Origin of the sequence: Vibrio hepatarius, assembly GCF_011806575.1 — a bacterium.
In the GTDB taxonomy this organism is placed as follows: domain Bacteria; phylum Pseudomonadota; class Gammaproteobacteria; order Enterobacterales; family Vibrionaceae; genus Vibrio; species Vibrio hepatarius_A.
In genome coordinates this window covers 1-8,265 of sequence record NZ_JAATOO010000049.1, presented here as the reverse complement: position 1 = coordinate 8,265, position 8,265 = coordinate 1, and the positions used below count along the sequence as shown (strand labels likewise).

Here is an 8,265-nt window from a genome sequence, read left to right as displayed (position 1 = left end):
AACAATCATCACCTCACGGTGGAGGGTGAAAGCCGCAACAAAATCGCCAAAGACCAGACGCTGATGGTCGATGGCAGTGTGCATATCAAAGCTGGAAAGCTCTGGGTCAACGAAGCAGGTAGAGAAGTACACATCAAAGCAGGCCAAAAGATCGTGATTGAAGCGGGCTCAGAACTCACCGTCAAAGCAGGCGGCAGTTTTGTCAAAGTGGATGCCTCCGGCGTCAGCATCGTCGGCCCAGCGATCAACCTAAACTCTGGCGGCAGTCCCGGCAGTGGTAGCGGGTTTTCGGGCCAAATAGCGACACTGCCTTTGGGGTTAGAGGAACAAGCCGCCCCGGAGGAACTGGTACCAATAAACATAGAGCAGCAACGAAATACTCTCATTGAGGCTGCAATGAAAGGCAGCCCAATTTGCCAAGCTTGTGAGGATGCTAATTCATGAGAACTTTTCTTTTGTACGCCGAGCTCCCACCTACATCAAGTTTACCTCGTTGGATGATTCTTGATGGTGCTCTCCTACCAAAACTGGAATACAAAATCGCAACGTTAGGAGTGGAGCTTAATATTAATATCAGGTATTACCCTTTATTAAGAGGAACTCGTTGGGAAAAAGTATCTGACCTTGGCCCATACCTTGTCACATGGTCAAAAGAGATTGAAGATTGGGCTCACGACACTGCGCCTTATCGGTATGGCGTTATATTCGAATCCGACGCTTCCATAGGTGATCTCGAAACACACTGGAAGAAACTCATTCTGTGTCAACATAGTGGGTTAGAAAACCAACTAGCTCGCTTATACGACCCAATTATTTTCCTTTACTTACTCAAAGCAACAGAACAAACACGCTTTGAATCTTGGATGGGACCAATGACCAATTTGTGGCTACCAAACCTTTTCAATCAACAATACTGGGAAGCGAAATCGTCTTCGGAAACACCACTGTTCTTAAAGGAAACTTGCTTTAACGATAAAGAATGGCAAAGCCTCAGTGACGCGAGTACAGCCTATACAGCGTGGCGGCTTATCCAACATATAGAGTCATATTTTCCTCACAAGCTTCAAGCAACCAAACAAGATACGCATACTTTTGTTTTGCAGCAACTGTCTGACTTAAAACAACTTGGTCAAGTCAACGAACAATTAGCGACATACTACCTCAATATAGTTTGCAGGCTTGGAAATGTCTTAGGTAAAAACTCACTCTATCCTGAAATCACTGCTTGCTTGCACAACCTTAAAGCTCCCATTGAGCAACGTTTAAAACAAGCTAATCAATTATCTGTCTCACTTGCCCAAAATCCACGAGGCTCAGTGGAGAGCTATCAATGAATTATACCATTCAATCAGGAGATACCTTAGCCGGTATCGCGCGCGCAAACGGTATTACCTTAAAATCTATACAGAACGCAAATCCTAACATTTCTGATCCGAATAAGATTCGTGCTGGTGATGTCATTAATATCCCAGAGGATGCAGTACTTGTTTCTGGTACTTCAGATCCCGCAACCAATGCGGCAATCGTCGCCAGTTCAAAGCAGATAGACAACGTCGTCGAAGAGTGCCCACTAAGAGATGAATGGTTTACCGTAAAACCGATGCGTTATGCGGTGGCAGATAAGGATAGCTCAGCAAAACTCCCTGAGGCCTTATCAGCTGGCGTCGACTTAGCCAATATGCACGAGCATCATTATATTGCTCGAGAGCTCATCGATCATACCGTCTACTTTTATAACGAGGACGATCAGTACCTTATCGAAGTACTTTATCAAGAGGGTATAGCACAAGATGCTCGTTGTGTGTTTGGCGATATGCCTGCGGAAGTGGAGTCTGCTTTACCGATTCTAAAACAAAAACAACAGGCAAAAGCCACCATGTGGCTGAGTATAACGCCACTATCAGAGTTAAGATTATCAAACTTACAAGCCAACCCTGATACCATTCTCAAACTTGGTCAGCGTATCGACTTTGCACAAGCTGCAGCAGGTAATGCGCCAGATACCAGACCGCTTTATGATATTGAGAACTTGTTAGCTAATACGCAAGTGGCAGAGAGTTTTCTAAAATGGACGTTTCCTGCATTAGAGCCAGTCTCTGATATCAATGGGATACGGGTGCCATACGAAGCACAAACGCCTAAAAATAACTACGCGGTCTGCCTGGTTGATGCGATTGGTATCGCCACCGATCTATGCCGGGAGTTCTCAATTGCTTACGAACTCACCATGTCGAGTTTGAGCACGTCGCAACATCCTCTCCAGATGGCAAAGCTAACCAAGCACATCATCGACAATGAGATGACACAGGCGGAGTCTAAAGTCTCAGAATATGAATCTACTGGCCATTACGCTGCGGCACTATCTATGCGTAAGCGTAGTGATCAAGAAATGGATCAACTCCAAGCGGCAGCAGGTTCTTCAAGGAAGCAAGAGTTAGAAGAGTGCTTGCACGTTGATGAGATGGAAGGCTACCTAAAGGACTACCAGGATGCCATGCCCAAACTCAAGCAGCAGCTTGAAACCCTGTCTGAAGATTGGTTGACTTGGTTAGATCATGAACAGCTAGATATCGCGCTCGCCTGGTTAGATGACAGTGACAAAGAACAAATCGCGCTAAAAGAAAGCGTCTTGTTCGCGATGACCAACAATCTCGAGGCAACCGATCAAGGCGTCGCACTGGCTCAACGTTGGAGTAAAACCTTGCTTGCAGTGGTCTCAGAGCAACCGAAACAGGAAAAAGGGGCAGGGGCGCACTTCTTAGCCGCGCTAGGCTTTGCTAAGCCATTGGTGTTAGAAGGATCTAAATGGCTAAAAGAGCTTAACGGAACAACCAACAGTAACTCAAGTATTGAAGCGATTGCCAGTGTAAGAAGTGGACTGATTGAATCGGGCAATATGCCTGCAACCGTGGCCACCGATGGACTGATACAGTCAATCGCAACCCCTTTGGTTCAATTAAGTCATGAAAGCAATGCGGTTATGCTTTGGCAGGAAACCTATAGCCTGTTCACATATCGCTATAACTATCAATTCCCTTTGGTAACAAGCAATCTGGGTGATGTGATGTTTGATATTGAAGCGTCATATGCCGTGATGGTCTATGCGGCAACTGGGCATATCACCAATGCTCCACAACACCAAACAAGTACTCAAACGCTCAACCTGTATGCTGTCAACCAGACGTCAGCCCCGGGGAAAAAGCTAAGTACCGTCGAAAAGCACGCTAAATATTGGCTTAAGCAGGTTAACGGCAATGATTTCTTAAGTGAAAAAACCGCCTTGATGAAGCTGTATCGCAAAACAGAGCAGGTATTTACCCCCAATGTACAAAACAGCGCCGTCGGCCTGTTTTTTTTAGTTCAGGTTTACAACACCACGCAAATGAACAGTACGGTTGAAAAAGATGGCTTTGTAAAAGTTTCTCTGGAGCAGGTAAATGGTTACTTGGGGTTGATCACTAGCTCTTTTGCCGTACTCGATCAGTTTGCTGGTGCGCGCTTTGGTCAAGTCGGAGGTAAAACGGTCTTTACTGAGTTTATGAAGGAAGATGGCGCTAAATTGCTTGGTAAATCAACTGCCAAATCATTAACTTCCCTATCAAAGGTCGCCAAACTTGACTCTAGAAATACTATGAAATTCGCAAAACGCATAGGAAATTGGGCCACCATCGCTACTGAAGTGACTTTTCGTTGGCTACCTGTTGTTGGTGGTACTGTTGCCGCGCTGGCCAGCGGGTATCAGTTTGGCACTGATCTGGTTAGCAACCAAAATGCTATGGCCACGGCGGTGTCAGGGGTCACACTGCTGGTCAATGGGATGGCCGCTTATTGCGCCTGGGTGGCACTGGTACCTGCGGCGGCGCCAGTTATGGCGGTCGCAGCGGTGGTTCTTGGGGTGACGGCATTAACGCTAGAGATAGTCAGAGCCTCCTTAATGGACGATAAAACCCAACTGTTTTTAAAGGGCTCTTTCTGGGGCCGTGGCGATTATGCTTACGGTAAGTCCAACCTAAACACCTTGGAACAACGACTGAAGCTGTTTGATCAGGATGCCCAGCTAGAGGATGCGATTAAAGTGATGCAACAAGAGTTGACCGCATTTGGCGATTTTTTATTTAAACCCATCCCACAGTTAATCAATGTCAGTCAAACCGATGGTCAGAGCCGTTTTACACTGCAGATTTTACTGCCTGGCTTTATGCCATTAACCAGCGATGTCAGTGTTTATCTTCAGGGCTATGCGGAGAAGGACACTAAGGATCTACTGGTCAGTCACAGTCGAGAAAATCGTTGGCAAACCAATCAGCTTAACGGCGAGATAAGTCTGCTCAATGACAACACTGCCGCCCTAAGCTTTGAGGTCGATGAAGCAGAACTGGAAACAGACTATCGTTTTTATCAACTGGCGCTCGCTTATCATAATCCCGCTGGTTATCCTGTCTCGTTAAAGTACCCGAAAATTACCATCAGTGATGAAAAACAGTGGTTTGAGTTCTGGCGCAGCAGTAGTGAGTTGGAGTCATTTGAAATAGAGAAAACTAAATCATGAGTGAGATTAGACAAGTAGCCCCCAATCATTGGGTCGGGCCAGAGGAGTTTGGTTTTACCCCCAACTTTCATATTACCCAACACGGTGTGGAACATTACCCCAATGGCCATTTGATGCAGCAAGAGCCACTAAATCCCGGCAATAAAAAAATCACTCTGGTGCATGAAACAACTGAACCCGGAGAGAAAGAAGACTTAGGTGAGTTTTTTGAGCTGTTTTCTGCTGGAGGCCATGAAGACTTTCTTGATATGCGTGTTCAGTCTGTCCATGGTAGAGGCGGAAATTTGTATGCTGTGATTTTCTTTGCCTTGTTCTGGCTGCTTGTTAAGACTTCGATGGTTTATACCGCTGGAGATACATGGTCACTCAATTACGTCGATATAACAGTTACAGTAATACTCGTCATTTGTATGGGTTTAAGTTTATTTAAGCCGACTGCCATGCCGGTACGTTTTCATAAAAAAAACCAAGAGGTCTACGTATGGCACAATAAAATTCTCTATCGTATTCCGTGGCAAGAATGCGAAATATCCGTCATTGTGGCGAAAACTCATATGGGTTATGGCCGATTAAAAGATGGCTACGAGTTAATGCTCTGGCTCAACCCTAAACATGCGGTCAATGCTGATTTAACCGGTCAACGCCATCAATATCTCAGTCTACTTCGTCATATGGGCAGTCATGCCCCTATGTATGGCTATTGGGAGTATGTTCGCCGTTATATGGCAGACGAACAGCCACTGTGGTACGAAATCAGTAAAGAGCCACGGATTGCAGGAGTCAATACAGAACTGGCAAGAGAAAAAGGATACAGCAACTTCAGTGCATTAGTTCGTTTTATCTTAGTTATGCCAATTATATTTCTTTTTCGACCCGCTGATTTTGCACTTTGGTGTAACCCCCTGAGACATAAATGGCCGGAACAAGTCCATGAGTGGAGCGGTAAACGATGCAACTGGCATTAGACGCGATTCAACCGCCCTCTTCCTAGTATATTTGCAATCAGTGTCGCCTATCCAGTAACCACCATACTCAACCGAAGAGATAATCCGCGTTATATCTAGGTACTTCGCGTCACCGTTGATTCGGTGACGCGGCGTTAAACCTAGGGATTGACGGGCACCGATTGTTGCACCGCGCAGCGAAAGCTCACACCCACGCGGTAACGGTCATAATCAGAAGCGTGCAAACGTGAAAAAGTCATCGTCACTCCACTGCCGTCTCGCTGAACTTTTTCAGTACCGGACTCCGGGCCTTGGGGGTTGTGCTCGGGAGAATGCTGGTAATAGTCTTTGGCATACCAATCATTGACCCATTCAGCCACCTGATTACTCATGCCATACACCCCTAATGGATTGGGCGGGAATGCATCCACTTCTGCGATTCGAGATGACGCATTGACATCTTCATCTCGATAATATTCTCGATAACCGGTTTTCGGGTTGTAATAACTGCCGTCTTTCACCTGACGATACCCCGTATTCGTCGCAAAATAACGATTTTGACCGCGACTGCGAGCCGCGTATTCCCATTGTGCTTCCGTCGGTAAATCGAAAGGTAACGCGGTAATATTACCCAACCATTGACAGTAGTCCTTCGCATTTTGCCAAGTACGTGTACTAGCTGCCATTTGTTCCCAGCGTTTTAAATCGCGTTTAAACTCCGTTGAATCTCTATCCATTGGGGTTCCATCCAGATTTTGGTCAGCAAGAGGTAAACCACTGACTTTTCGCATCACTTCCATATCGGCATACGTGGTCTCGAATTTGGCAATTGAGTACGCATCTAAGGTGACTTTATGCTGGTATCCCTGTCCTGAGAAATCAGCGATCGAATAACATTTATGATTAGGAGACCAATCCATTCTTTCGCGCGTTTTACTTGGGATCTCACACGGCCCTTTAAAGTCTCCCATATCAAAGCTCCCTCCCTCTACAAATACGAGGTTTTCTATCGCTTTGACTGCCACATCAGCCATCTCTTTTTTTAGTGTTATACCAACATCAGGATACTGCGCATTAATATTGCTAATGATGGTTTCCAGTTGTTGCGTCGACAGATGCTCACTAGATACGTCAATGCGGTCACCGCCACATCCGGCTATGATTGGCATCAAACAAACCATACTTAACCACTTGTTATTCATCTTTGTCCCTCTACAATGAAGGGATAATTATATACACCTGCACACATATTTTGTAGGTCAACGAAAAGTGTCCTAGGCTTCAATGAAAAAAATCCTATTTATCCTATTACTCTTTGCTCAGAACACCGTTTGGGCACAAAGCCCGACCGAGCAAGGGATCCTCCTCTTTAATCAGAAAGAATACCAACAAGCAGAGGAGATCTTACAACAGCAGTCGAACGACGGCAGTGCCTATGCCACATTTTGGTTGGGTGTCGTTCAATACAAAAATCGAAAACATTTTCAAGCAGGCGAAACCTTTTTAAAAGCGGCAAACATGGGCCATCCTTGGGCAATGGGTGTACTTGCTGGCGGGAAACTCTATGCAAATACACCATGTAACTATTTAAGTTGGCCTTGTGATAATAAATGGGAGCCTAAAGCCCAACAAGGCTGGGCTAAACTCGCTCAACAAAGTGATGGGAAAGCAGCGTTTGCATTAAACATAACCAAAAGAGAATGGTGGGAGTACATACCGTTTTATCGTCAAAGTCGATACAAAGATATCATTAGCAATGCTGTACCAAATGGGGGATACAAGTTCCTAGATTACAATACATACTGGGATTCATCTGATGAAAAGTTACCGTATTTGAGACTCGCTGCAGAACAAGGCTACGCGCCCGCCATGGAAACACTTTATTATCGAATGGATGTAATTGGTCTTGACGAGGCAATGAAATGGATCAATGAAGCTATTGAGCTCGGGTATGCGGAAGCAGCAGAAACTCTCTATTTCAAATATTCACAAGGCGAAAAAGACCGTACCGGTAAAGTCATTATTCAACCAGACCCTAAAAAGGCATACTACTATAATCGATTATCTGGAGCGCTCGGCGGAGAAGAAAGGCAAGGCAATGTCACTGAAACTTTAATGATTAAAGATAGCCAAGTAGTCGTGGATGAGAATGGAAACCCTGTTTTTGAAATTCTAGTAACCAAGCAAGAACAAGCTGAAATGGATAAACAAGTGGCTGAGTTTGTAAAAGATATAAAGCCAAATCTGTTCTTAGATGAAACATCGATTGACTTATTTTAACTGACTTCGTGAAGGTTGTTCAACTCCCCCCAAGAAGGTCTAGTGTAGATATGCTAGACCTTTGTCCTAACTAGTAATCATTACTCCTTCAGTACCACCACATTATTTTTGTTCCTCTGTGAGACTCTGGGTATTATCAGATCTATGATTCACTGCCTTTTACCCCAATGAAGTCATCGGCGAATATCCCACACTCAACCGAAGAGGTCATTCTCGTCATGTCTAAGCGCTTCGCATCACCGTTAATTCGGTGACGCGGCATTAAACCGAGGGACTGACGGGTGTGGACTGTTGTACCGCGCAGCGAAAGCTCACACCCACGCGGTAACGGTCATAACCAGAAGCATGCAAACGAGAAAAAGTCATTGTGGTCCCACTGCCGTCTCGTTGAACTTTTTCAGCACCGGACTCCGGACCTTGGGGGTTACGCTCGGGAGAGTGTTGGTAATAGTCTTTGGCATACCAGTCGTTGACCCATTCAGCCACCTGGTT

5 protein-coding genes and 2 pseudogenes are annotated in these 8,265 nt (G+C 45.4%); 5 read left to right on the top strand and 2 right to left on the bottom strand.

The window, feature by feature from the left end:
• The 4 genes and pseudogenes from HCZ42_RS21260 to HCZ42_RS21245 form a co-directional block, all read left to right on the top strand.
• Positions 1-444: pseudogene (locus tag HCZ42_RS21260) on the top strand (type VI secretion system tip protein VgrG); the annotation flags it as partial.
• Between the two features lie 53 nt (positions 445-497).
• Entirely contained in the window at positions 498-1,334 is an 837-nt protein-coding gene (locus HCZ42_RS21255) for a DUF4123 domain-containing protein (protein ID WP_167422671.1), read from the top strand.
• Complete coding sequence (locus HCZ42_RS21250; protein WP_167422670.1) at positions 1,331-4,549, top strand: LysM peptidoglycan-binding domain-containing protein; 3,219 nt, start codon at positions 1,331-1,333, stop codon at positions 4,547-4,549. Before HCZ42_RS21255 ends, HCZ42_RS21250 begins: the two co-directional genes overlap by 4 nt.
• On the top strand, positions 4,546-5,514 hold the full coding sequence (locus tag HCZ42_RS21245) for a DUF6708 domain-containing protein (RefSeq protein WP_167422669.1): 969 nt from the start codon (positions 4,546-4,548) through the stop codon (positions 5,512-5,514). The genes HCZ42_RS21250 and HCZ42_RS21245 overlap by 4 nt, the downstream gene beginning before the upstream one ends.
• A gap of 140 nt (positions 5,515-5,654) precedes the next feature.
• On the opposite strand, the gene HCZ42_RS21240 is transcribed toward HCZ42_RS21245, so the two are convergent.
• Positions 5,655-6,695: a formylglycine-generating enzyme family protein gene (locus HCZ42_RS21240; protein ID WP_167422668.1), complete on the bottom strand. Its 1,041-nt coding sequence runs from the start codon at positions 6,693-6,695 to the stop codon at positions 5,655-5,657.
• 82 nt (positions 6,696-6,777) lie between these two features.
• Here HCZ42_RS21240 and HCZ42_RS21235 point away from each other — a divergent pair, with 82 nt between their 5' ends.
• Positions 6,778-7,773: a sel1 repeat family protein gene (locus HCZ42_RS21235; RefSeq protein WP_167422667.1), complete on the top strand. Its 996-nt coding sequence runs from the start codon at positions 6,778-6,780 to the stop codon at positions 7,771-7,773.
• A 261-nt stretch (positions 7,774-8,034) separates the two neighbouring features.
• Here HCZ42_RS21235 and HCZ42_RS21755 read toward each other — a convergent pair.
• Positions 8,035-8,265 (bottom strand): annotated as a pseudogene (locus HCZ42_RS21755) (formylglycine-generating enzyme family protein); the annotation flags it as partial.